Source organism: Microbacterium sp. FG3 (genome assembly GCF_057809335.1).
Window position 1 is genome coordinate 1 of sequence record NZ_JBMDJT010000083.1, and the last position, 375, is coordinate 375.

The following is a 375-nucleotide window of genomic DNA, read 5'->3' on the forward strand; positions in this document are numbered from 1 at the left end:
GCGCCGCATCCGCGCGGCCGGCCGGGGCTCGCGTCGGCACCGTGGCCGGCGGGGCGGCCGGAGGGGCGTCCTCGAGGGCCGCGGAGGCGGCGACCGCGGTCCCGGACGTCGCGGCCGCGGCCGGCGGGGCGCTCGGGGAGCTCGTCTCGCCCGGGACGACGGAAGCCTGCGGCGCGGCGTCGGCCGGGGCGAGGCCGGCGGCGGGAGCGCCCGCGACATCCGGCGTCGCGGTCGCATCCGCGTCGGGCTCGGGCGCCGCGGGCGTGGAGTCGTCACCGAGCGGGAGGGCGGAGGGAGGGACCGGCATCGGCGCGGGCGGCGCCGGCGGCACCGGGAGGGCGGCGGCGCTGCCCGGGGCCGGCGCGTCCTCGGCGC

1 pseudogene is annotated in these 375 nt (G+C 85.6%); it reads right to left on the minus strand.

Annotated elements, in window-relative coordinates:
* Positions 1-307 (minus strand): annotated as a pseudogene (locus ACODR5_RS13555) (hypothetical protein); the annotation flags it as partial.
* Between the last annotated feature and the right edge of the window lie 68 nt (positions 308-375).